Below are 24,040 nucleotides of genomic sequence, written 5' to 3'. Positions count from 1 at the left end.
TGGGGTTGGCGACGTCAGTTTTTCACGAGCTCCGCATGTCGCCATGACCAGTGAGAGCTATTAGTTACTCGTCATGCCCGGGCGTGTCCCGGGCATCCACGTCGCTCCACGAAGGCCGGACGACGTGGATGGCCGGGCCTTCGCCGCGCCGAAGCGGCTTCGGCCGCGCAGGCGGGACAAGCCCGGCCATGACGATGTCGAGAGAGCGACGTCGCAATCAACACGCGGACGACACTCGAAGAGGCCGCGTCCTACTCCACCGCATCCCCCAGCAGCTTGCGCATCGCGGCATAGCCCTGCTGCTGCTGGCTCCAGTTGCGACCGCCGGTGATGCCGCCGTCGACGACGAGATCATGGCCGTTGATGAAGCTCGATTCGTCGCTGGCGAGAAACACCGCCGCGTGGGCGATGTCGTCGGTCACGCCGGCGCGCGGGATCGGCTGCGCGGTGGCATAGGCGTTGCGGACCGTCTCCGGCGTCTTCTCGGCCGCCTCCGTCGACAGGCCGAGCGCCTTGCCGAAGATGCCGGTCGCGATCAGGCCGGGCGAGATCGAGTTGACGCGCACGCCGGATTCGCCGAGCTCCATCGCGACGCATTTCGTCAGATGAATCACGGCGGCCTTCGCCGTGCTGTACACCACCGAGGTCGAGTAGCCCGCGAGCCGTCCCGCGATCGAGCCGTTGTTGATGATGCTGCCCGCGCCCTGCTTCTTCATGTGAGGTGCGGCGTATTTCATGCCCAGCATGACGCTGCGCACCAGCACCGCCATGGCCTGATCGAAGCGATCGGCGTCGAGGCCTTCGATGCCGCCGGTCTGCGCCGGACCGCCCGCATTGTTGAACAGGCAGTCGAGCCGGCCGAAGCGATCGACGGCGAGATCGATCAGCGCGCGCATCTGCTCGTCGACCGTGACGTCGGTCTGCCGGAACACGCAAGTCGCGCCGAGACGGCTTGCCAGCGCCTCGCCTTCGGCACTGCGCCGTCCGGCGATGACGACCTTGGCGCCTTCGGCGACGAAGACTTCCGCGGTCCGCAAGCCGATGCCGCTGGTCGCGCCCGTGATCACCGCAACCTTGCCGTCCAACCGTCCCATCGCTCGATCCTTCCCTGTGCAATGCTTGTTGTCGATCGTCGCTTGAAGCGCCGAAGTTCCCACGCGGAACCATCATCCGGTGAGATCAATGGCAACACAAGACGGGCGGCTTCCTTCAACCGGACAAATTACCGCCACGCTCGCCTTAATTTGGTTGCGCGCATCAGGCTGATGGATGTCCATGACGCGACTCATCGACGACATCAAGCGGACCTGGCTCGGCGAGCTGCAGCCATCCCTCGCCTGGAGCTGTGCGTTTGCGGCGATGTGCCTCTTGCTCGCCACCGCGTTCCGCTACGGCATGGCGCATCTGCGACCCGACGTGTACTTCACGCCCTATACGCCTGCGGTGTTCTTCGCCACCGCGATGGGAGGCTCGGGTGTCGGTGTCGCGACAGCGATCCTCGGCGCGGCGCTCGGGCTCGGGCTCGATTTCGGCGGCGGCCCGGTCGATGCGGCACGGCTTGCGCTGATGGCGATGTATCTCGCCGTCTCGGGCCTGGTGATCTGGGGCGTCACGCATTATCGCAACCTCGCCGGCAAGCAGCGCGAGATCGCGCGGCGCCTCACCGAGGAGGAGCAGTATCGCAAGCTCCTGGTCGACGAGCTGCATCACCGGCTCAAGAACAAGACCTCCACCATTCACGCCGTGCTGCATCAGGTGCTGCACGATCAGCCGGAGGTGTGGGGGCGCATCGACCAGCGCATCCGCGCGCTGGCCACCGCCGACGATCTGATCGCGCGCGCCGATGGCCAGGGCTGCGACCTCAAGGATCTCCTGATGTCGGAGCTCGGGCCCTACGGCCATGTGCGCTTCGAGCTGAATGGCGAGCGGCTGTTCCTGCCGGCGAAGCTCGCCGTGAGCCTTGCGCTGATCTTTCACGAGCTGGCGACCAATGCCGGCAAGTACGGCGCCTTCGCTTCGCCGCGCGGCTTCCTGCAGGTGGCCTGGACGATGCAGGACGACCGCCTCAAGCTGACCTGGGACGAAGCCGAGGGCCCGCCGATCGATCAGGTCGGCAAGCCGGGATTCGGCAGCAAGCTGCTGAAGGCGGCATTGTCGGCGTTCGACGGCAAGACCGAGACGACGTTTCTCAAGACCGGCATTCACTGCACGATGCAGTGTCGCGTGCCGGCGAGCTGAGCAGGAGCCGGCCTCGCCTCCGACTTTCGCCGCATAGCCGCGCGCGCGTCTGCAGCGGCGTTGAGGATCCGTTAACGACGACGGGGCACAAAGTCGCGCAATTCCCGGCAGTTGGTGCGCGCATTCCGTGTTTCTACGTAGCGCTTAACTAAAATGAAGCGGGAACTTTGCACAATCGGCGCATGTACAGCAGCGACCGTTTCAACTTTTCGCCCGACGCCAAGGACGGGACGGCTTCGACCGAGGCCGAATTGCGCTTCCTGCGCAGCATTCTCAGCCAGCTGCCGTCGGGCGTCACGGTGCAGGACCAGCACGGTCGCTTCCTTCTGGTTAACGACACCGCCGCCGTTCAGCTCGGCGCCGCCGCCAACAGCGTCGACGGCGTGGCGGCACCGCATCTCGACAACAGGCGGTCCGCCTGCCGCGAGATCCTCGGCCGGGGGCGCACCGTGATCACCGAGGAGAAGGTCCCCGGCGAGCGCGGCGCGCAGACCCTGCTGACGGCGCACCGGCCCGTCCGCATCGGCGACCAGCACGTGCTGATCTCGAGCTCGGCCGACATCAGCGAGCAGAAGGAGTTCGAGGACCAGCTGTTCCGCGCAGCCTATTATGACGAGCTGACCGGCCTGCCGATGCGCCGCGTCGTCGAGCATCGCGCCGACCATCTGGTCCGGCGCGGCCGCGTCGACGGACGCTTTGCGCTCGCCTTCCTCGATCTCGACAACTTCAAATACATCAACGACTATTATGGTCACGCCACCGGCGATACGCTGCTGGTCGAGTTCGCCAAGCGCATCAGCCGCGATCTGCGTGAGACTGACCTGCTGTCGCGCATCAGCGGCGACGAGTTCCTGCTGCTGCTGCATCCGATCGAGCGCGCGGAGGAGGTCGCCGAATTCCTGCAGGGCCTGCTGCACCGTCTGAGTGCGCCGTTCTTCATCGACGGCGCGGAAGTGTTCGCGGCCGCCTCGGTCGGCGTCAGCCTGTTTCCCGAGCATGGCGCCAGTTACGACGTGCTGCGCCAGAACGCAGACCTCGCGATGTACCGCGTCAAGAACGGCGGCAAGGGCACGCTGGCGTTTTTCTCGAGCGCCATGGAGCACGAGGCGCTGGCGCGCATGAAGGTCGAGCAGTCGCTGCGGCTCGCCATCCTCGAAAAGCGCTTCTGCTGCGCATTCCAGGCCAAGGTCGACATCCGCACCGAGGAGATCAAGGGCATCGAGGCCCTGGTTCGGCTGCGCGACAATGAAGGCGTGATCCAGGCGCCGGGCGCATTCATCAATCTCGCCGTCGAGCTCGGCCTGATCGACGAGCTGGCGCATCTCGTGCTCGGCGAGATCGTCAAGTCGATCGATCTCATCAACGACACGTTCGGTCCCGACGCGACCATCAGCATCAACGTTGCAGCGAAGCAGGCCTCGAACCCGGATTTCATGCAGCCCTTCGCGCGGGCGATCGAGGCCACCGGATTTCCAAAGCGGTTCATGATCGAGGTGACCGAGGACGCCTTCGTGACGCGGAGCCATTTCCAGGACGAGATCGTGCCGCTGTTGCGCGAGATCGGCGTCGGCATCTCGATTGACGATTTCGGCATCGGCTATTCGTCGTTGTCGGCGCTGGCCGACATCACCGCCGACGAGATCAAGATCGACCGCTCCTTCATCACGGACATTCACAAGCGGCCGCGCAGCCAGGGCATCCTGCGTGCGATCGAGTCGCTCAGCGAGGCGCTCGGCATGACCGTGATCGCCGAGGGCATCGAGTCGTTCGAGGAGCTCGCCTATCTGCAGGCGGCCACCAAGATCCGCTATGCCCAGGGCTACTACTTCTCGCGCCCGATCTTTCTGGAAGAACTCAAGCCTGCCGCACCGCTTGCAAGCGAGGCGCGCATCAGCCTCGCCAGTCGCCCTGTGCAGGAAAATCGCCAGGCCTACGCACGCAGCAGCCGCTATCGGCGCTGACATCCTTCGGCACGAGGAGACGATCAGCACAAAGTATGAGGACGTCCGGACTGCCCGCCAAAGCGCCTTGACCCGGCCCGCGCCTGCACACTATCAGTTGCAGACAACAGCCGCCGGTAGCTGGGAGGAAGGCTCGTGAAGACGTCACAATTGTTCAAAGGCATTGCTTTATCACTGAGTGCAGCCCTGCTGGCCACCGCGGCCCAGGCCGACGATCTGAAAATCGCTCTCATCTACGGCAAGACCGGCCCGCTCGAAGCCTACGCCAAGCAGACCGAAGCAGGCCTCCGCCTGGGCTTCGAATACGCCACCAAGGGCACCAACATGATCGACGGTCGCAAGATCGTCATCATCACCAAGGACGACCAGGGCAAGCCGGACCTGTCGAAGGCCGCGCTCGCGGAGGCCTATCAGGATGACGGCGCCGACATCGCGATCGGCACGACGTCCTCGGCCGCAGCACTCGCCGACCTGCCGGTCGCCGAGGAGAACAAGAAGATCCTGATCGTCGAGCCCGCAGTGGCCGACCAGATCACCGGCGAGAAGTGGAATCGCTACATCTTCCGCACCGGCCGCAACTCCTCGCAGGACGCGATCTCCAACGCCGTCGCGATCGGCAAGCCCGGCGTGACGGTCGCCACCTTGGCGCAGGATTATGCCTTCGGCCGCGACGGCATCGCAGCGTTCAAAGAGGCGCTGGCCAAGACCGGTGCCACGCTGGCGGCGGAAGAATACGCGCCGACGAATACCACCGATTTCACGGCAGTCGGCCAGCGTCTGTTCGACGCGCTGAAGGACAAGCCCGGCCGCAAATTCATCTGGGTGCTCTGGGCCGGCGGCGGCAATCCGCTCGGCAAGCTGCAGGACATGGACCCGAAGCGTTACGGCATCGAGATTTCCTCCGGTGGTAACATCCTCGCGGCGCTCGCGGCCTACAAGCAGCTGCCGGGCATGGAAGGCGCGACCTATTATTATTATGACATTCCCAAGAACCCCGTGAACGACTGGCTGCTGGCCGAGCACCAGAAGCGCTTCAACGCGCCGCCAGACCTGTTCACGGTCGGCGGCTTCTCAGCAGCGATGGCCGTCGTCACCGCAGTGACCAAGGCGAAGTCGACCGACACGGAGAAGCTGATCGCGGCGATGGAGGGCATGGAATTCGACACGCCGAAGGGCAAGATGATCTTCCGCAAAGAGGATCACCAGGCGCTGCAAAGCATGTATCACTTCCGGGTCAAGGTCGATCCGAACCTCGCCTGGGCCGTCAACGAGCCCGTGCGCGAGATCAAGATCGAGGAGATGGACATCCCGATCCGCAACAAGCGCTGAGATCCTGAATCCGTGCCCGGCCCTCGCGCCGGGCACGTCCACTTTGGAAGCCCCTGCAGCCGACGCCATGCCCCTCACTCTCGAAACCCGCGACCTGACCATCCGCTTCGGCGGCCATGTCGCGGTCAACAACGTCAGCTGCAGTTTCCGCCCCGGCGAGCTCACCGCCATCGTCGGCCCCAACGGCGCCGGCAAGACCACCTATTTCAACCTGATCTCCGGCCAGCTGCGTGCATCGTCCGGCTCGATCCTGTTCGACGGTCGCGACATCACCGGCCTTTCGGCACCGCTGCGCACGCGCGCCGGCCTCGGACGCGCGTTCCAGCTCACCAACCTGTTCCCGAATCTCAGCGTCGAAGAGAATGTCCGCCTCGCCGTGCAGGCCCAGAGCGGGACCCACTATGACCTGCTCCGCCCCTGGATGGCGCGCCGCGACCTGATCGCGCGCGCCGATGCGATCCTCGACCAGGTCGCGCTCGGCGGTCGCCGTGGCGTCACCGCGACCACCCTGTCGCATGGCGATCAGCGCAAGCTCGAGGTCGCGCTGATGATGGCGCTGGAGCCGAAGGTCTTCATGTTCGACGAACCGACCGCGGGCATGAGCATCGACGAGGTTCCGGTCGTGCTCGACCTGATCGCGAGGCTCAAGCAGGACAAGAGCCGGATCATCCTGCTGGTCGAGCACAAGATGGACGTGGTGCGCTCGCTCGCCGACCGCATCATCGTGCTGCATAACGGCCAGCTCGTCGCCGACGGCAATCCGGCCGAGGTGATCGCCTCGCCGATCGTGCAGGAAGCCTATCTCGGCGTCTCCCCGCGGAGCGCGGCATGAGCGCAATGCTGAAGCTCCACGGCGTCGAGACCTATATCGGCCGCTATCACATCCTGCAGGGCGTCGATTTCGAGGTGCCGGAAGGCCAGACCACGATGCTGCTCGGGCGCAATGGCGCCGGCAAGACCACGACACTGCGCACCATCATGGGCCTGTGGCAGGCCAGGACGGGCACGATTTCGCTGGCAGGCGAGCCGATCGAGAAGCTTTCGACGCCCGACATCGCCCAGCGCGGCGTCGGCTATGTGCCGGAGAGCATGGCGGTGTTCTCCGACCTGACCGTGAAGGAAAACCTGGTGCTGGCGGCACGCAACGGTCCGCTCGACGATGCCCAGCTCGCCTGGATCTTCGGCTTCTTCCCCGCCCTGAAGAAGTTCTGGCTGTCGCGTGCCGGCAGTCTCTCCGGCGGACAGAAGCAGATGCTGTCGATCGCGCGCGCGATCGTCGAGCCGCGCAAGCTGCTCCTGATCGACGAGCCGACCAAGGGACTGGCGCCGGCGATCGTGATGTCGCTGATCGAGTGCCTCAAGGAGATCAAGCGCCGCGGCGCCACCATCCTTCTGGTCGAGCAGAACTTCCACGCCGCGCGCGAGCTCGGCGACCAGGTGCTGGTGATGGACAACGGCACCATCGTCCATCGCGGCGAGATGGCCGCGCTGGCGGCCGACGTCCCGCTGCAGGAGCGCCTGCTCGGCCTGAGCCTGGAGGCGCACCAATGAGCGAGATCGCCGCAACCGACGCGCTGCCGAAGCCGAAGCGCGACATCGCGCCCCTGCTGCTGCCGGTCGCCCTGGCGCTGATGATGATTCCGCTCATCGGCTCGACGAGTTCCTGGATCACCCTGACGGTCGCGAGCTTAGCGATGGGCATGATGATCTTCATCATGGCCTCCGGCCTGACCCTGGTGTTCGGCCTGATGGACGTGCTGAACTTCGGCCACGGCGCCTTCATCGCGGTCGGCGCCTATGTCGCGACGCTGGTGCTGTTGCCGCTGGCGAGCTGGGCGCAGGCGGATTCGCTGCTGACCAACCTCGCCGTGCTCGTTCCGGCCGTCCTGCTGTCGATGGGCGTGACCGGCGCGCTGGGCCTGGTCGTCGAGCGCGTGCTGGTGCTGCCGGTCTATGGCCAGCACCTCAAGCAGATCCTGATGACCACCGGCGGCCTGATCGTCGCCGAGCAGACGCTGTACGCGCTGTTCGGCCCGCAGATCATTCCGATGCCGCTGCCGACGGCGCTACGCGGCTCCTTCATCCTCGGCGACGTCGCGATCTCGAAGTACCGGCTGCTGGCGCTGCTCATCGGCCTCGTGATCTTCGTCGCCATCGAGCTGGTGCTGAACCGCACCAAGATCGGCCTGCTGATCCGCGCCGGCGTCGAGAACCGCGAGATGGTCGAGGCGCTCGGCTATCGTATCCGTCGCCTGTTCCTCGGCGTGTTCATGACGGGCTCCGCGCTGGCGGGCCTCGGCGGCGTGATGTGGGGCCTCTATCGCGAGCAGGTGCATGCCTCGATCGGCGACGAGCTCACCGTGCTTGTGTTCATCGTCGTCATCATCGGCGGCCTCGGCTCGATCACCGGCTGCTTCATCGGCGCGATCCTGGTCGCAATGGTCGCCAATTACGGCGGCTTCCTGGTGCCCAAGCTCGCCCTCGTCTCCAACATCCTGCTGATGGTCGCCGTGCTGATGTGGCGGCCGCGCGGCCTCTATGCGGTGACCAGCCGATGATGATCCTCTCCGGCGATCCGCCGCGCAGCCGCGCACTGTCCGTCCTGCTCGTGGTCATCCTGGTGGCGCTGCTGGCGACGCCCTTCCTCTTCCCCGGCGCCAAGGCGCTGAACGTCGCCGCCAAGATCTGCATCTTCGCGGCGCTGGTGGCGTCCTACGATCTGCTGCTCGGCTACACCGGCTCGGTGTCGTTCGCGCACACGATGTTCTACGGCATCGGCTCCTACGCGATCGCGATCGCGCTTTATGGTCTTGGTCCGAACTGGACCTCGGTCGCCGTCGCGGTCGCCGCTGGACTGCCGCTGGCGCTGCTCCTGGCGCTTGCGATCGGCCTGTTCTCGCTGCGCGTGGAGGCGATCTTCTTCGCGATGATCACGCTCGCGGTCGCCTCGGCCTTCCTGGTGCTGGCGTCGCAATTGTCGTGGCTGACGGGCGGCGAGGACGGTCGCAGCTTTCAGCTGCCCGAACTGCTGCGGCCCGGCACCGTCTTCATCGGCAAGGAATGGTTCGGCTTCCCAATCAATGGCCGCATCCTGACCTACTACCTTGTGCTCACGGCCTGTGCGCTGATGATCCTCGCACTGCTGCGCGTGGTCAATTCGCCGTTCGGCCGCGTGCTGCAGGCGATCCGGGAAAACCGTTTCCGGGCGGAGGCGCTCGGCTTTCGTACCGTCTTCCATCTGACCTACGCCAACTGCATCGCCGCGATGATTGCGGCCTGTGCGGGCATGCTGAACGCGCTGTGGCTGCGCTATGCCGGCCCGGATACGTCGCTGTCGTTCTCGATCATGCTCGACATCCTCCTGATGGTCGTGATCGGCGGCATGGGCACGATCTATGGCGCGATCATCGGCGCTGCGATCTTCATCCTCGCCCAGAATTACCTTCAGGCGCTGATGGGCGTCGCATCGACCGCCGCCGCCGACGCCGGACTGCCGCTGCTGCCCGGCCTGCTGCATCCCGACCGCTGGCTGCTGTGGCTCGGCCTCCTGTTCATTGCCAGCGTCTACTTCTTCCCGACCGGCGTGGTCGGCCGTCTGCGCTCCAAGCCGGGCGCGCAGCACCGCGCCTGAGATTAATCTTAACAATTCGCGCAACCGCGGCGGCACGGCAGGTACCGACACGGTATTCGCGTGCCAAGGCTACCGTTTTCGGCGACCTTTCACGCTCGCCTTAAGCCCCGGATAACCGCGTTTCCTAACCGCTCCGGTACCAGTGCCTTGCTATCAAGCATGCTTGTCGTAAGCCATTTTTGCCGGATCGATCTATACATGCAGGGCGCAGCAGACACGTCAGGGGCCGGCGCGACGGAGCCGGAACGGGGTGACACGTCGCTCTGGCGCGGCCCGCTGCCATGGCTGGTCGCCTGCGGCACGCTCCTGATCGCGGCCATCGTCATCGGCACGATCGTGATGGCGAACGGCTTCCGATCGAAGGCCGTCGGCAACAGCGAGCGCGAACTTGAGAATACGGTGCTGCTGCTGAGCCGGCATTTCGCACAGCAATTCGAAGACGCCGAGACGGCGGTGTCGCATGTCATCCGTCGCATGCAGCTCGGATCGATCGGCTCGCCGGAGGCGTTCCGGGCCCGGATGTCGCAACCCGATATCCAGGCGATGCTGCAGTCGCAGGTCAACGGCCTGTCCTACATGGGCGATCTGACGCTCATCGGCGCTGACGGTAACTTCGTCAACTGGTCGTCGCATGATCCGATGCCACCGATCAACATCAGCGACCGCCCCTACTTCAAGGATCTTCAAGCCGGCACCCCACGGGACGGCTTCACCATCACGCCGGTCATCAGCCGTGTCACCGGCGGCTGGGCCACCATCGTGGCGCACCGCCTGAGCAACGCCAATGGTGAATTCCTGGGCCTGCTGACGCGCCGCGTCGACCCGCGCGCCTACGAGACGTTCATGGAATCGATCGCGCTGGGAAACAACTCCGCGATCACCCTCTTCCACGCCGATGGCACGGTGCTGGCGCGCTACCCGCACATCGCATCCGCGATGGGTCAGAAGGTCGCGACTGGCGACCTCTATGGCGCGGTCGCCGACGGCCGCGTGCATACCAACGTCCTCAAGAGCCCCTTCGACAATCTCGAAAAGATCATGGCCGGCGCCAAGGTCGGCCGCTTCCCGCTCACGATGACCGTGACCAAGACCGTCGACGACGCGCTGGCGGACTGGCGGTCGCAGATGGTGCTGCTGGTCGGCGCGGCGACGCTCGCGGCCATGACCATCGCCGTCATGTTCAGCCTGATGATCCGCCAGATCGTCCGCCAGAACCGCGCCGCGACGCAGCAGCTCGAGAATGAGAAGCAGCGCGTCGAGACGGCGCTCGACAACATGACGCAGGGCCTGATCTCGTTCGACGCCAATGCCTGCGTCGTGATGTTCAATCAACGCTTCATCGACCTGCTCGGCCTGTCCACCGCGGTGATCGAACCCGGTCTGCATCTCAGCGAGGTCGTCGCTCACTGCAAGGCGCGGGGCTCATTCAACGGAGACGTGACCGATTTCTGCACGGATCTCATCGACAGGGCGGGCACGGGCGCAACACGTCAGATGGTCGTCGAAGGCGCCTCTGGCCGCTTCTTCAACGTCATCGACAAGCCGCTGGCATCGGGCGGCTGGGTGACCACGATCGAGGACATCAGCAAGCATCGCAGGCTGGAGCAGGAGCGCGACCGGAACTACGCGTTCCTGCGCGAGATCATCGATCACATTCCGTCCCACATCCTGGTCAAGGACGTGCGCGACCGCCGCTACCTCCTGGTCAACCGATCGACCGAGAAGGGCTTCGGACTGCCGCGCGAACAGATCGTGGGCCGAACGGTGTTCGACCTGATGCCGAAGACGTCCGCCGAGAAGGTCACAGCCGACGACGATCGCGCCCTCGAGCATGCGGACGGCCTGTTACTCGCCGAGCACCCCTGGCAGACCCCGGCGCTCGGACTGCGCTATATCACGTCCCGCCGCATCGCCATCGCCGACGAGGCGGATCGGCCGCGCTATCTGATCAACGTGATCGAGGACATCACCGAGCAGCGCCTGGCGGACGAGAAGATCGCCCATCTTGCGCATTTCGATGCGCTGACGGAGCTGCCCAACCGCGTGCTGTTCCAGGAGCGGATCGGTCAGGAGCTCGAACGCGCCCGGCACGGCACTTTCTTCGCCCTGCTCTACATCGATGTCGACGAGTTCAAGGGCATCAATGATTCGCTCGGCCACCACGTCGGCGATGAGCTGCTGAAGACCATCGCGCGGCGCATCGAGGGCTGCCTCGCGCCGGAAGACATGGTCGCCCGCCTCGGCGGCGACGAATTCGCCGTGCTGCTCACGGCCGCCGCGGACCGCGACGAGGTCGTCATCACCGTCAGCGCGATCCTGGAGGCGATCCGCAAGCCCTATCGCTGCCTCGGCCATCAATTGTCGACGGATGCCAGCATCGGCATCGCGCTGGCGCCGCAGGACGGCATTGAACGGGACCAGTTGACCAAGAACGCGGATCTCGCGATGTACGCCGCCAAGGCCGGCGGCCGCCACACCTTCCGCTTCTTCGAGCCGGCGATGGACGAAAGCGCCCGCGCCCGCCTGCAGCTACAGCAGGACCTGCGCGAGGCGATCACGCAGGGCCAGTTCGAGCTGCACTACCAGCCGCTGCTGGGCTTCAGCGAGAACGTCATGACGGGCTGCGAGGCGCTGTTGCGCTGGCGCCATCCGGAGCGCGGCATGGTGCCGCCGCTCGATTTCATCCCGCTGGCCGAGGATACCGGGCTCATCAACGAGATCGGCGACTGGGTGCTGCGCACCGCCTGCGCCGAGGCCGCGCATTGGCCCGAGGACATCCGGCTCGCCGTGAACGTGTCGCCCGTTCAGCTGAAATCGCCGACACTGGCGTTGCGGATCGCCGGCGCGCTCTCGGCCGCCGGCCTCGCTCCGCAGCGGCTGGAGATCGAGATCACCGAGGCTGTGCTGATCAGCGACGACGACGCCGCGCTCGGCATCCTGCATCAGCTGCACGACATGGGCGTGCGCATCGCGCTCGACGATTTCGGCACGGGCTATTCCTCGCTGAGCTATCTGAAGCGGTTCCCGTTCGACAAGATCAAGATCGACCGCTGCTTCGTCAGCGACATCAATGCGGGCAGCTCGTCGGCGATCGTTCAGGCGGTCGTCAGCATCGCCAGCGCCAGCAACATGACCACGACGGCCGAGGGCGTCGAGACCGGTGCCCAGCAGACGGCCCTGCGCCAGCTCGGCTGCACCGAGATGCAGGGCTACCTGTTCAGCGCGCCCAAGCCCGCCGCCGAGCTCCGCAAGCTGTTCGCGCCGGCAGATGCGGCGGAGGATCTGCAAGCCGCGGGCTGACCGGCGCCTCCGCGCAACCTGCCCGGCCCGCGGAGCGCGCAAGAAGCGTTCTGCGCCAAACCGCCTCACGCGGCTCCCGCTGCCAGCACCGTTGGCCGGCGCCGGCAACACCCTATATAGGTCGCATCGGAACCTCGTCAGGTGGCCCATGCAACCCGTTTCCCTGCTGCTCAACGTGCTCTGGATCGTGCTCGGCGGCGCCTATATGGCGTTTGGCTGGCTGGTCGCCGCGGTCGTCATGGCCATCACCATCGTCGGCCTGCCCTGGGCGCGCGCCGCCTTCAACATCGCCGCCTATACGCTGTTGCCGTTCGGCTCGCGCGCGGTCCGGCGCGACGAACTGACGGGCATCGAGGATGTCGGCACCGGGCTGCTCGGCCTGCTCGGGAACATCATCTGGTTCGTTCTGGCCGGCTGGTGGCTCGCCTTGGGCCACCTGCTCACCGCGATCGCCCTGGCGGTCACGATCATCGGCCTGCCGTTCGCCTGGGCGCATCTGAAGCTCGCGGGCCTCGCACTGTGGCCGATCGGCAAGACCATCGTCCCGGCCTGAAGCCGGGGCGGGCAAGCCGGGGCCGGCGGCCCCTTCAAGGGCGTTGCCGACCACCGGCCAATCGGCTAAACCGTCCCGCACGCACCCGTAGCTCAGCTGGATAGAGCGTTGCCCTCCGAAGGCAAAGGTCACACGTTCGAATCGTGTCGGGTGCGCCAGCGCTAACCAGTTATATTGACTGGTTTTTCAGCCAAGCGCTCGCAGCTTCTGATCAGCCACGAAGCTCAGTCCGTCACAGCCACGTCACCGCCTGTTTTTTGCACCTTGCTCTGCGACGACCTCCGCCGGTCAGATCGTTTACCGGTCACTGCTGTCCACGAGACGCGACGTTGGTAACGGGCACGACGATCAATTCCGCCCGTGTTCGGAAGGTCCGGATGATCCGCGCCGTCTGATTGGCTTACGCGACAGCGGCAACGTTGAAGGGCCGCTTGCCGAGAAGAGCCTGCACCGAGGACCGCGCCCGAGCGCCGTTGTCGATCCATCTCGAAAGAGTTTTGGTTCCATTGAGCAAGAGCCGCCCGGGCGCTGCGCCGGGGCCAGTTCGTTTGTGCGTGCGTCCGGCGCCGGCCATCGACCGAACCGCCGAGAGCCGCAATCCCGCGATTCTCCGCAGTTCTCCGTAATTCGACGGAGGGCGCGTATCCCTGATCGTTAACCATGATCTTTCACGTTTCCGGTCGATCAATTCGGTTTTGCAGTCGTGATTGCGGGTGGCGTGATGGTGACGAGGCGCTTGGGAGGCCTTGCTGCTCTGGCAGACATTATCTGTCTTGGCGCGGGGATCGGCCTCTCGGCGCTATTCTCGCAGCCCGCGGTCGCACAGATCCCTCAGCCAAGCCAGGTGACCCCCGAGACTCTCCGGCCGGATGCCGCGCCGAGGTCCCCGTCTCTGATCGTACCAGGACCGTCTGCGATCACGGCGCCCGCCGGCAGCGCCAACCTGACCGTGATCATCGACAGCTTCGTCGTCGACGACGAGTTCGCCGAACTCGCACCGGTCACCACGGCCATCGCTGAGCGCATCATCGGCCGGCCTGTCAGCCTCGCCGAGATCTATGCAACGGCTGCCGCACTGGAACGCAGCTATGTCGCGAGCGGCTTCCCATTGGCGCGCGTGATCGTTCCGCCGCAACACCTGGTCAATCACGGCCGGCTTCGCTTCGTGGTCGTCGACGGCTTCATCGAGAGCGTCGACGTTGAAGGCGTCGATGCTCGCGTGCGCCGCGTGGTGAGCGAGCGCAGCGCGGTCCTCATCGGGCGGCGCCGCCTCAGGCTCGACGCACTGGAGCGCGCGCTGCTCGTCGCCGGCGACGTGCCCGGCCTCAGGCTGACGAGCACGCTCGACCGCGGCCAAAGCGATGGCGGCGTTCGTCTCGTGCTCGAAGGCACCTATCAGCCGATCTCGGGCTCGCTCGGCTTCGATGATCGGCTGTCGCACACGCTCGGGACCTGGCAATCGCGCGCGACGTTCAGCCTCAACAGCGTCTTCGGAGCCGGCGAACAGATCTATGCCACCGCGGGGACAGCGGCCAATATCGATCTCGGCGTCGACGGGAGATCACCCCTCTCGATCTATGGCGGCGGCCTCGTCGTGCCCATCGGCACCGATGGTTTCACGCTCAATCCCGAATACACCCGCTCCGTCACGCGCACGGCGGCCGCATCGGGTCTCCCGGCATCGCTCGGCAGCTTCGAGCGCTATGTGGTCCGCGTCCGCGAGCCGATCGACCTGACGCGTAACGCCTCGCTCTACATCAACGCGGCGTTCGAAATGATCGATCAGCAACTGTCGGCGCCCGATTTCGCCACGCGCCTCAATCACGACCACTACGCCGTGCTGCGAGGCGGCACCGATTATGCCGGCCTTCTGCCATGGGGCGCGACCTGGCAGTTGACCACGTCGGCGTCGAAGGGGCTCGGTGGCCGCTCGTCCCGCGACGCTGCTGCCTCCGGCATTCCCTTGTCGCGACAGGGCGCCGGGCCTGACTTCACCAAGGTCTCGGCAAGTGCGCGCTTCGTCCAACCCCTCGCACTCGGGCTGCGTTTCGATCTGATGGCCTCGGGACAGTTCACCGGCGGCGCGCCCCAGATGCGGCCGGAGCAGATCTCGCTCGACGGCAACGATCAGATGTCGGCCTTTGCGTCCGGCACCTTCACCGCCGACCAGGGCATCGTCCTGCGCAGCGAATTGACGCGGCCGTTCCGCGTGACGTGGGGTGGCGTCAATGCAGGCGTCTCCCCCTATCTGTTCGGGGCCGTCGGCCACGGCTGGCTGGCGCAAGCGACCGCCGTCGAGCAACCCAGCTTCACCGCCGAGTCCTTCGGTCTCGGCGTCCGCACCGGCATCGAGTCCAGGGCGGGAGGGCCGACCGGCAGTCTGACGCTGGAATTGGCCCGAGGCTTCACCGACCTCGCCGGCGTGAAGGCGGGATGGCGCACCAACATCGTTGCCGCGTCGGTGTTCTGAATGCGCGCGAAGGATCCAAGCCGCATCCTGGCGAGCGTGCAAATCGCCCTGCTCGGCTGCACGTCCGTGCTGGCGCTGTCCGGACGCGCGCAGGCGCAAGCCGTGCTGCCACGGGGCGGATCGGTGGCCTCCGGCCAGGTCAGCATCACCGCGCCCTCGATGAATTCCATGACCGTCAGGCAGTCCTCCGACAGGGCGGTCGTCAATTGGGACAGCTTCTCGGTCGGAAGCAGCGCCACGGTGAATTTCGTGCAGCCGGGCGCGAACTCATCCATCCTCAACCGCGTCACCGGACAAGCTCCGACGTCCATTGCAGGACGCGTCACCGCCAATGGGCAGGTGTTCCTGGTCAATCCGAACGGCATCGCGATCACGCCGACCGGATCGGTCGAGGTCGGCGGCGGCTTCGTCGCATCGACGCTGGACATCCGCGACAGCGATTTCATGTCGGGCGCGCTGAGCTTCAGCGGCAAGGGAGCGTCGGCCGCGGTCAACAATGCCGGCACGATCGCGGGCGCGCCAGGATCCTTCGTCGGTCTGCTCGGCGGCAGGGTGTCGAACAGCGGTACGATCAACGTTCCGCTCGGCTCGGTCGGCCTCGGCGCCGGCGAGAAAATCACGCTGAACCCGACCGGCGACGGCTTCCTGCAGGTCGTCGCCCCCACCAGCGCTGCTACCGCTGACGGCAAGGCGCTGATCGACGTATCCGGCAACATCCGCGCGGTGGGCGGCACGGTCGAAATCCGCGCCGCGACCGCGCAGCAGGCCTTCCACGAAATCGTCAACGTCTCCGGACGAATCCGCGCAACCACCGTCAGGGGGCGCTCCGGCAATATCTTCATCGACGGCGCAGGCGGCGCGGTGACGGTCAGCGGCAAGCTTGCAGCGTCAGGCAGCCGGCGCGGCCACGGCGGCAACGTGACGATCGGTGCCGCGAAGATCAATCTGCGCGGGGCCGCGATCGACGTGTCCGGCGCAAAGGGCGGGGGCTCGGTCACCATCGGCGGCAACCCGGGCGGAGCGGCGATTCCCGGCCTGACCACCGCGAAGACCGTTTTCGTCGATGCGGCATCGACGATCACGGCCGACGCGGGCCGCGCCGGGGATGGCGGTCGGATCACGCTGTGGTCGACGGATCTCACCGAATTCTTCGGCGCCATCTCGGCGCGAGCCTTCGGCACGACCGGCAATGGCGGCAATGCCGAGGTCTCCGGTGGCGGTCTCATCTACGACGGCACCACGAACCTGCTGTCGGCGCATGGCCGTGCCGGGACGCTGCTGCTCGATCCCTACAACGTCACGATTTCCACCGGCGCGGACACGGGCGCCTCCGGCTGGGCCGCCACCGCGAGCGGCGCCAACATCAACACCTCGACACTGCAGACCGCGCTGGCGACGGCGAACGTCACGGTATCGACCGGCGCGGGCGGATCGGAAGCGGGCAACATCACCGTCTCCAATCCGCTGAGCTGGAGCGCCAACACGACCCTGACCTTGAACGCGGCCAACGGCATCATGCTCAATGCGGGCGTCACCGCTTCGGGCGCGTCGAGCGGCCTCACGCTCACTGCGAATGGCACCAGTGGGATTTCCGGGAGCGGCGGCATCAACCATGCCGGCTCCCTGGTCCTCAACGTCGCCGCCGGCGGCTCGGGCACATTGTCCGGTACGATCTCGGGCGGCGGAGGCCTGACATTCAATGGTCCGGGAAGCCTCACGCTGTCGGGGACCAACACCTATTCCGGCGCGACCACCGTCAATTCCGGCACGCTGCAGATCGGCGGCTCCGGCTCGCTCGGGTCGGGCAACTATGCCGGCAGCCTCGCGCTCGCGAGCGGCGCCCTGCTGCAATATTCCTCCAGCGCCGCACAGACCCTGTTGGGGACGATCTCAGGCGCGGGCGCGCTGACCAAGGACGGCAGCACCACCTCGACACTGACGCTGACCGGCACCAACACCTATTCCGGCGCGACCACCGTCAATGCCGGCACGCTGCAGATCGGCGGCTCCGGCGCGCTCGGGTCGGGAAACTACGCCGGCAGCCTCGCACTCGCGAGCGGCGCCCTGCTGCAATATTCCTCCAGCGCCGCACAGACCCTGTCCGGGACGATCTCGGGCGCGGGCGCGCTGACCAAGGACACCAGCGCCACCTCGACTCTGACGCTGACCGGCACCAACACCTATTCCGGCGCGACCACCGTCAATGCCGGCACGCTGCAGATCGGCGGCACCGGCTCGCTCGGGTCGGGAAACTATGCCGGCAGCCTCGCACTCGCGAGCGGCGCCCTGCTGCAATATTCCTCCAGCGCCGCACAGACCCTGTCGGGGACGATCTCGGGCGCGGGCGCACTGACCAAGGATGGCAGCACCGCCTCGACACTGACGCTGATCGGCACCAACACCTATTCCGGCCCGACCACCGTGACTGCCGGCACACTGGCGTTCGGCACGGAGCTGTCGCTCTACAACAACACGGCTTCGAGCTGGACGGCGACGAACATCATCGTCGGCTCCGGCGCGACGCTGGCGTTGGCCTATGGTGGCAGCGGGCAGTTCACGTCATCGGACGTGCAGACCATCAGCGGCCTCGGCACCTCCAGCGGCGGCTTCAAAAGCGGCGCGTTCCTCGGGCTCGACACGACGAGCGGGAACGCCACCTACGGCAATGCGATCGCCAACACCAATTCCGGCAACAACACGCTGGGCGTGGTGAAGCTGGGCAGCAACACGCTGACACTCTCGGGCTCCAACACCTATGGCGGCGCAACGACGATCAGCGGTGGAACGCTGCAGATTGGATCCGCCGGATCGCTCGGCTCCGGAACGTATGCCGGCAACATCTCGGCGGCATTGGGTACGACGTTCGAATACTCCTCGAGCACTGCGCAAACCCTCTCGGGCGTGATCTCCGGCGCCGGGGCGCTGACCAAGGACACCGCGAATTCGACGCTGACGCTGACCGGCACCAATACCTACAGCGGCGCAACGACGCTGAATGCCGGCACGCTGCAGATCGGTGGCGGCGGATCGCTGGGTGCGGGCAGCTATTCCGGCAGTCTGGCGCTCGCGAGCGGGACGGTGCTGCAATATTCATCGAGCGCCGCGCAGACCCTCTCGGGCGTGATCTCCGGCGCCGGGGCGCTGACCAAGGACACCTCGAACGCGACGCTGACGCTGACCGGCACCAACACCTATAGCGGCGCAACGACACTCAATGCCGGCACGCTGCAGATCGGCGGCAGCGGATCGCTCGGCAACGGCAGCTACGCCGGCAGCATCGCCACGTCGTCCGGTACGACCCTGCAATACTCGTCGAGCGCGGCGCAGACGCTGTCCGGCTCCATCTCCGGCTCCGGCAGGGTCCTGAAGGATACCAACTCGTCGACCCTGAATCTGACCGGGACCAATACCTACAGCGGTACCACGACGGTCACGGCGGGCACGCTGGAGTTCGGCAACGAGGTCTCGCTCTACAACAACAATCAGGCCGACTGGACCGCCAGCAAGATCATCGTGGGCTCAGGCGCCACGCTGGGGCTGGCCTATGCCGGCAGCGGTCAGTTCACCTCGTCCGACGTGCACAGCCTCAGCGCTCTCGGCACCGGCAGCGGCGGCTTCGCGAACGGCGCGTTCCTCGGGCTCAATACTTCGAGCGGCAGCGCCAGCTATTCCAATGCGATCGCCAACACTAATGGGGGCAACAACGCACTCGGGCTGGTGAAGCTCGGCACCAACACGCTGACGCTGACCGGAACCAACACCTATACCGGCAACACGACGGTGAGCGGAGGGACGTTGCAGATCGGTTCGTCCGGTTCGCTGGGCTCGGGCAGCTATGCCGGAAACGTCGCGATCGGCTCGGGAGCCGCCCTGCAATACTCGTCGAGCACAGCGCAGACCCTGTCCGGCGTGATCTCCGGCGGTGGCAACCTGACCAAGGACACATCGTCGTCGACCCTGGTCCTCACAGGCACCAACACCTACAGCGGCAACACGACGATCTCGGACGGCAAGCTGCAGGTGAGCAGCAGCGGCTCACTCGGTGCGGGGTCCTACGCGGGCAACATCTCGATCGCGTCCGGCAGCCTGTTCGACTACTCCTCGAGCGCAGCGCAGACGCTTTCGGGCGTCGTTTCCGGCGCGGGCGCCGTCACCAAGGACACCAGCTCGTCCTCGACCCTGACGCTGTCCGGCACCAACACCTATGGCGGCACGACCACGGTCTCGGCCGGCACGCTGCAGATCGGCGGGTCCGGCTCGCTCGGTTCGGGAAACTATGCCGGCAGCATCGCCACGTCGTCCGGTACGACCTTCCAATATTCGTCGAGCGCGGCGCAGACGCTATCCGGCTCCATCTCCGGCTCCGGCAGCGTTCTGAAGGACACCAACTCCTCGACCCTGACGCTGACCGGCACCAACACCTACAACGGCACCACGACGGTCACGGCGGGCACGCTGGAATTCGGCAACGAGGTCTCGCTCTACAACAACACGCCGTCGAACTGGACCGCGTCCAACATCATCGTCGGCGCCGGCGCGACGCTCGCGCTCGCCTATGGCGGCGCCGGCCAGTTCACGTCGTCCGACGTCCAGAGCATCAGCAGTCTCGGCACGGCGTCAGGTGGCTTCAAGAACGGCGCGTTCCTCGGCCTGGACACGGCGAGCGGCAGCGTCAGCTACGCCAATGCCATTGCCAACACCAATGCGGGCAGCAACGCGCTCGGACTGGTGAAGCTGGGCGCCAACACGTTGACCTTGACCGGAACCAGCAGCTACACCGGCAACACGATCATCTCGGCCGGCACGCTGCAGATCGGCTCCGCCGGCTCGCTCGGGTCGGGAACCTATGCCGGCGGCATCGCGATCGCGAGCAGCGCCAATTTCGAGTACTCCTCCAGCTCGGCACAGACGCTCTCCGGCGTGGTGTCAGGCTCCGGCGCCCTGACCAAGGATACCAGCGCGTCGACGACGCTCATCCTGACCGGCACCAATACCTATAGCGGAGCAACCACGGTCAACGCCGGGACGCTGCAGATCGGCGGCTCGGGATCGCTGGGCTCCGGCGCCTATGCAGGCAGCCTCGCGCTCGCGAGCGGCGCGCTGTTTCGATATTCCTCCAGCGCTGCCCAGACCCTGTCGGGGGCGATCAGCGGCGGCGGCACCGTGACCAAGGATACCAGCGCAATCTCGACGCTCACCCTGTCGGGCGGCAACAGCTACACCGGGGGCACCAATCTCGTCGCCGGCATCGTCAATGCCGGCAGCAGCACGGCGCTCGGACCATCCGGCGTGGTCAGCTTCACCGGCGGCACGCTGCAATACAGCGCAGCCAACCAGGTCGACTATTCCGGTCGCTTCAACGCAGGACAGAACTGGATCATCGACACCAACGGCCAGAACGTCAGCTATGCCACGGCCCTGGCCGGCTCCGGTACCCTGACCAAGCTTGGATCGGGCACGCTCACGCTGTCCGGGACCAACACATACAGCGGAGCGACCGCGATCTCGGCCGGCACCTTGCAGGTGGGCGGCTCCGGCTCGCTCGGCTCGGGCGCCTATGCCGGCGCGATCTCGATCGGGAGCGGCGCGAGCCTGCAATATTCCTCCAGCGCCGCACAGACGCTGTCGGGCAACATGTCCGGGACGGGCTCGATCATCAAGGACACCAGTGCCGCGTCGACGCTGACGCTGTCCGGGACGAATTCCTACACCGGGACGACGCAGGTGACGGCCGGCACGCTGCAGGCCGGCTCGGGCTCGGCCTTCGGCAGCAATTCCGCCGTGACCATCGGCGCCTCGTCCTTTCTCGATCTCGCCGGCTATTCCAGCACGATCGGCTCGCTCGCGGGCGCGGGCACGGTCACCGACAGCACGGCGTCGGCCGTCACGCTCACCAGCGGCGGCAACAACGCGTCAACGACGTTCTCCGGCGTGATCCAGAACGGCAGCGGGACGGTGGCGCTGACACAGAACGGGACCGGCACCCTGACGCTGTCCGGGACCAACACCTACAGCGGCGCGACCGCGATCGCCGCCGGCCAGTTGCAGATCGGCTCGGCCGGCTCGCTCGGCTCGGGCAGCTATGGCGGCAACATCTCGATCAGCTCAGGCGCGAATCTGCAATATTCCTCCAGCGCGGCGCAAACCCTTTCGGGCGCGATCTCCGGTGCGGGAGGCGTCACCAAGAACACCAGCACGAGTTCGACGCTGACGCTGGCCGGTGCCAACACCCATACCGGCACCACCGCGGTGAGCGCGGGAACGCTCAATCTGAGCGGCTCCTGGAATGTCGGCTCGTCAACCGCGACGACCAGCGTCGGGTCGGGCGCGACCCTGTCTGGGACCGGCTCGATCACGGCGGCGACGCTGTCCCATTCCGGCGCCGGCACGATCAACCTGTCGGGCAGCAATGCGGTCGGCACGGTCATGACGTCCGGAACGATCGGGGCCTTCGGCTTCAGCGATGCGGTGGCGCTTGCACTGGGCTCGATCGCCTCCACAGGCCAGGTCGCCGTGACGACGACGGGTGGCGCCAATCTCAGCGTCGCCAGCAACGCCGCACTGACCTCGTCGGCTTCCGGCACTGCGATCTCACTGGTGTCCAGCGGCAATCTCACGCTCGGGAGCGGCGCCACCGTGAGCTCGGCAAGCCCCGTGCTCGCGGCCGCAGGTCAGTTCATCAACAATTCCGGCAGCGGCGCTGTGACGGCGTCGTCGGGCCGCTGGCTGATCTATTCCAGCGCCCCCGGCAGCGATACGTTCGGCAGCCTCAACAGCAACAATACCGCGATCTGGAACGCGACCTATGGCAGCCAGCCTCCCGGCAGCGTCGGCGCCTCGGGTAACCGCTATCTCTTCGCCTATCAGCCGACGCTGACCTTCGCCTCGAGCAGCACGACCAAGACCTACGGCGTCGACGCCACTGCGACGGTCGCGTCGGCCTACAACGTCTCGGGCTACCAGTCCGCCGTCGCCAACGCCTTCCTCGGCGACAACGCGGCTTCGTCCTATAGTGGCAGCCCCGTCGTGACATCGTCGGGCTCGGCGGCAAGCGCCGGCGTGTCCGGCGGACCCTATGGCATCAGCATCGCCGCGGGATCGCTGGCGGCGACATCGGGCTATGCCTTGAACTACAATAGTGCCGGCAGTCTCACTGTGACCCCGGCGACGCTGACCGTCACGGCGGCATCAGGCCAGGGCAAGGTCTACGGCGCCGTCGATCCGACCCTCATTTATGGCGTCAGCGGTTTCGTCAACGGCGACACCGCGGCAGTGCTGTCGGGGACGCTGAGCCGCGCCGCCGGAGCGAACGTCGGCAGCTACGCGATCGGCCAGGGCAGCCTGTCGGCGGGATCGAACTACAGCATCCTCTATACCGGCGCCAACTTCGCGATCACGCCCGCACCGCTCACGGTAACGGCGACGTCCGGCCAGGGCAAGGTCTACGGCGCCGTCGATCCGACCCTCATTTATGGCGTCAGCGGTTTCGTCAACGGCGATACCTCGGCGGTGCTGTCGGGGACACTTAATCGCGCCGCCGGCGAGAACGTCGGCAGCTACGCGATCGGCCAGGGCAGCCTGGCGGCGGGATCGAACTACAGCATCCTCTATACCGGCGCCAACTTCGCGATCACGCCCGCGCCGCTCACGGTGACGGCGATATCTGGCCAGGGTAAGGTCTACGGCGCGGTCGATCCGGCCCTCATTTATGGCGTCAGCGGCCTCGTCAACGGCGACACCTCGGCGGTGCTGTCGGGGACGCTGAGCCGCGCCGCCGGAGCGAACGTCGGCAGCTACGCGATCGGTCAGGGCAGCCTGGCGGCGGGATCGAACTACAGCATCTTCTATGCCGGCGCCAACTTCGCGATCACGCCAGCGCCGCTCACGGTGACGGCAACATCAGGCCAGGGCAAGGTCTACGGCGCCGTCGATCCGACCCTCATTTTTGGCGTCAGCGGCTTCGTCAACGGCGACACCGCGGCGGTGCTGTCGGGGACGCTGAGCCGCGCCGCCGGAGCGAACGTCGGCAGCTACGCGATCGGTCAGGGCAGCCTGGCGGCGGGATCGAACTACAGCATCCTCTATACCGGCGCCAATTTCGCGATCACGCCGGCCCCGCTCACGGTGACCGCGCTCGGCGGCTCATCGCGCTACGGCGTGTCGCCGGCCAATCCAGGCCTGTCCGCCGCCGGCCTGCAGAATGGCGACACAGTCGCCGCGCTGAGCGGCCTTGGCAACTCCTTCGGGATCACGGCGACATCGGCTGCCGGCCAATACGTCCTGAACGTCACGGGATCTCTGACCAATCCGAACTATACTCTCGTTGCGACGAACAGCGGCGTCTGGACCGTTGTTGCACCCCCTCCGGCACCGCCGAAGCCAACACCGCCGACCGATCCCGCCGCAAATTACTGGCCCAGCATCGTCGCGCAGATCGACTACCTTCCTTGCGCGAACAGCGAGTCAGCTGGCTGCGTCGGCCCGGCGCTTCATCACACGCAGCGGAACACGCCGCCCCTCCTGAACGGATCGCAGCGTCGGTCGAACCGCTAGCAGCG

General features: G+C 66.3%; 12 protein-coding genes and 1 tRNA gene. 12 read left to right on the top strand and 1 reads right to left on the bottom strand.

The window, feature by feature from the left end; all coding sequences use genetic code 11:
* Window positions 1-251: 251 nt before the first annotated feature.
* Complete coding sequence (locus ACQR1L_RS12120) at window positions 252-1,094, bottom strand: SDR family NAD(P)-dependent oxidoreductase (protein WP_434858179.1); 843 nt, start codon at window positions 1,092-1,094, stop codon at window positions 252-254.
* 175 nt (window positions 1,095-1,269) lie between these two features.
* Here ACQR1L_RS12120 and ACQR1L_RS12115 point away from each other — a divergent pair, with 175 nt between their 5' ends.
* The 12 genes from ACQR1L_RS12115 to ACQR1L_RS12060 all read left to right on the top strand — a co-directional run bounded on the left by ACQR1L_RS12115 (window position 1,270) and on the right by ACQR1L_RS12060 (window position 24,035).
* Window positions 1,270-2,238, top strand: a complete 969-nt coding sequence (locus ACQR1L_RS12115) for a sensor histidine kinase (protein ID WP_434858178.1) — start codon at window positions 1,270-1,272, stop codon at window positions 2,236-2,238.
* A 182-nt stretch (window positions 2,239-2,420) separates the two neighbouring features.
* Complete coding sequence (locus ACQR1L_RS12110; RefSeq protein ID WP_434858177.1) at window positions 2,421-4,199, top strand: putative bifunctional diguanylate cyclase/phosphodiesterase; 1,779 nt, start codon at window positions 2,421-2,423, stop codon at window positions 4,197-4,199.
* A 135-nt stretch (window positions 4,200-4,334) separates the two neighbouring features.
* Window positions 4,335-5,528: a substrate-binding domain-containing protein gene (locus ACQR1L_RS12105; RefSeq protein WP_434858176.1), complete on the top strand. Its 1,194-nt coding sequence runs from the start codon at window positions 4,335-4,337 to the stop codon at window positions 5,526-5,528.
* Window positions 5,529-5,595: 67 nt separating this feature from the next.
* On the top strand, window positions 5,596-6,360 hold the full coding sequence (locus tag ACQR1L_RS12100) for an ABC transporter ATP-binding protein (RefSeq protein WP_434858175.1): 765 nt from the start codon (window positions 5,596-5,598) through the stop codon (window positions 6,358-6,360).
* The gene (locus ACQR1L_RS12095; RefSeq protein WP_434858174.1) at window positions 6,357-7,079 is read left to right on the top strand and encodes an ABC transporter ATP-binding protein; all 723 of its coding nucleotides are present in this window, start codon (window positions 6,357-6,359) and stop codon (window positions 7,077-7,079) included. Before ACQR1L_RS12100 ends, ACQR1L_RS12095 begins: the two co-directional genes overlap by 4 nt.
* Window positions 7,076-8,086 carry a branched-chain amino acid ABC transporter permease gene (locus tag ACQR1L_RS12090; RefSeq protein WP_434858173.1) on the top strand — a complete coding sequence of 337 codons (1,011 nt, stop codon included), beginning with the start codon at window positions 7,076-7,078 and terminating at the stop codon, window positions 8,084-8,086. The genes ACQR1L_RS12095 and ACQR1L_RS12090 overlap by 4 nt, the downstream gene beginning before the upstream one ends.
* Window positions 8,083-9,159 carry a branched-chain amino acid ABC transporter permease gene (locus ACQR1L_RS12085; protein ID WP_434858172.1) on the top strand — a complete coding sequence of 359 codons (1,077 nt, stop codon included), beginning with the start codon at window positions 8,083-8,085 and terminating at the stop codon, window positions 9,157-9,159. The genes ACQR1L_RS12090 and ACQR1L_RS12085 overlap by 4 nt, the downstream gene beginning before the upstream one ends.
* A gap of 198 nt (window positions 9,160-9,357) precedes the next feature.
* Window positions 9,358-12,459: a bifunctional diguanylate cyclase/phosphodiesterase gene (locus ACQR1L_RS12080; protein ID WP_434858171.1), complete on the top strand. Its 3,102-nt coding sequence runs from the start codon at window positions 9,358-9,360 to the stop codon at window positions 12,457-12,459.
* A gap of 148 nt (window positions 12,460-12,607) precedes the next feature.
* The gene (locus ACQR1L_RS12075; RefSeq protein WP_434858170.1) at window positions 12,608-13,012 is read left to right on the top strand and encodes a YccF domain-containing protein; all 405 of its coding nucleotides are present in this window, start codon (window positions 12,608-12,610) and stop codon (window positions 13,010-13,012) included.
* A gap of 81 nt (window positions 13,013-13,093) precedes the next feature.
* Window positions 13,094-13,170, top strand: a tRNA-Arg gene (locus ACQR1L_RS12070).
* A 686-nt stretch (window positions 13,171-13,856) separates the two neighbouring features.
* Entirely contained in the window at window positions 13,857-15,482 is a 1,626-nt protein-coding gene (locus ACQR1L_RS12065; RefSeq protein ID WP_434858169.1) for a ShlB/FhaC/HecB family hemolysin secretion/activation protein, read from the top strand.
* Complete coding sequence (locus ACQR1L_RS12060; RefSeq protein WP_434858168.1) at window positions 15,483-24,035, top strand: autotransporter-associated beta strand repeat-containing protein; 8,553 nt, start codon at window positions 15,483-15,485, stop codon at window positions 24,033-24,035.
* Window positions 24,036-24,040 lie beyond the last annotated feature (5 nt).

Source organism: Bradyrhizobium sp. HKCCYLR20261 (assembly GCF_051168435.1).
Lineage (GTDB): Bacteria > Pseudomonadota > Alphaproteobacteria > Rhizobiales > Xanthobacteraceae > Bradyrhizobium.
This window is presented reverse-complemented; position numbering and strand designations above follow the sequence as displayed.

Coding starts and splice junctions, on each gene's coding strand:
- ACQR1L_RS12120 (WP_434858179.1), bottom strand. CDS start 1,094: ATGGGACGGTTGGACGGCAAGGTTGCGGTGATCACGGGCGCGACCAGC.
- ACQR1L_RS12115 (WP_434858178.1), top strand. CDS start 1,270: ATGTCCATGACGCGACTCATCGACGACATCAAGCGGACCTGGCTCGGC.
- ACQR1L_RS12110 (WP_434858177.1), top strand. CDS start 2,421: ATGTACAGCAGCGACCGTTTCAACTTTTCGCCCGACGCCAAGGACGGG.
- ACQR1L_RS12100 (WP_434858175.1), top strand. CDS start 5,596: ATGCCCCTCACTCTCGAAACCCGCGACCTGACCATCCGCTTCGGCGGC.
- ACQR1L_RS12095 (WP_434858174.1), top strand. CDS start 6,357: ATGAGCGCAATGCTGAAGCTCCACGGCGTCGAGACCTATATCGGCCGC.
- ACQR1L_RS12090 (WP_434858173.1), top strand. CDS start 7,076: ATGAGCGAGATCGCCGCAACCGACGCGCTGCCGAAGCCGAAGCGCGAC.
- ACQR1L_RS12085 (WP_434858172.1), top strand. CDS start 8,083: ATGATGATCCTCTCCGGCGATCCGCCGCGCAGCCGCGCACTGTCCGTC.
- ACQR1L_RS12080 (WP_434858171.1), top strand. CDS start 9,358: ATGCAGGGCGCAGCAGACACGTCAGGGGCCGGCGCGACGGAGCCGGAA.
- ACQR1L_RS12075 (WP_434858170.1), top strand. CDS start 12,608: ATGCAACCCGTTTCCCTGCTGCTCAACGTGCTCTGGATCGTGCTCGGC.
- ACQR1L_RS12060 (WP_434858168.1), top strand. CDS start 15,483: ATGCGCGCGAAGGATCCAAGCCGCATCCTGGCGAGCGTGCAAATCGCC.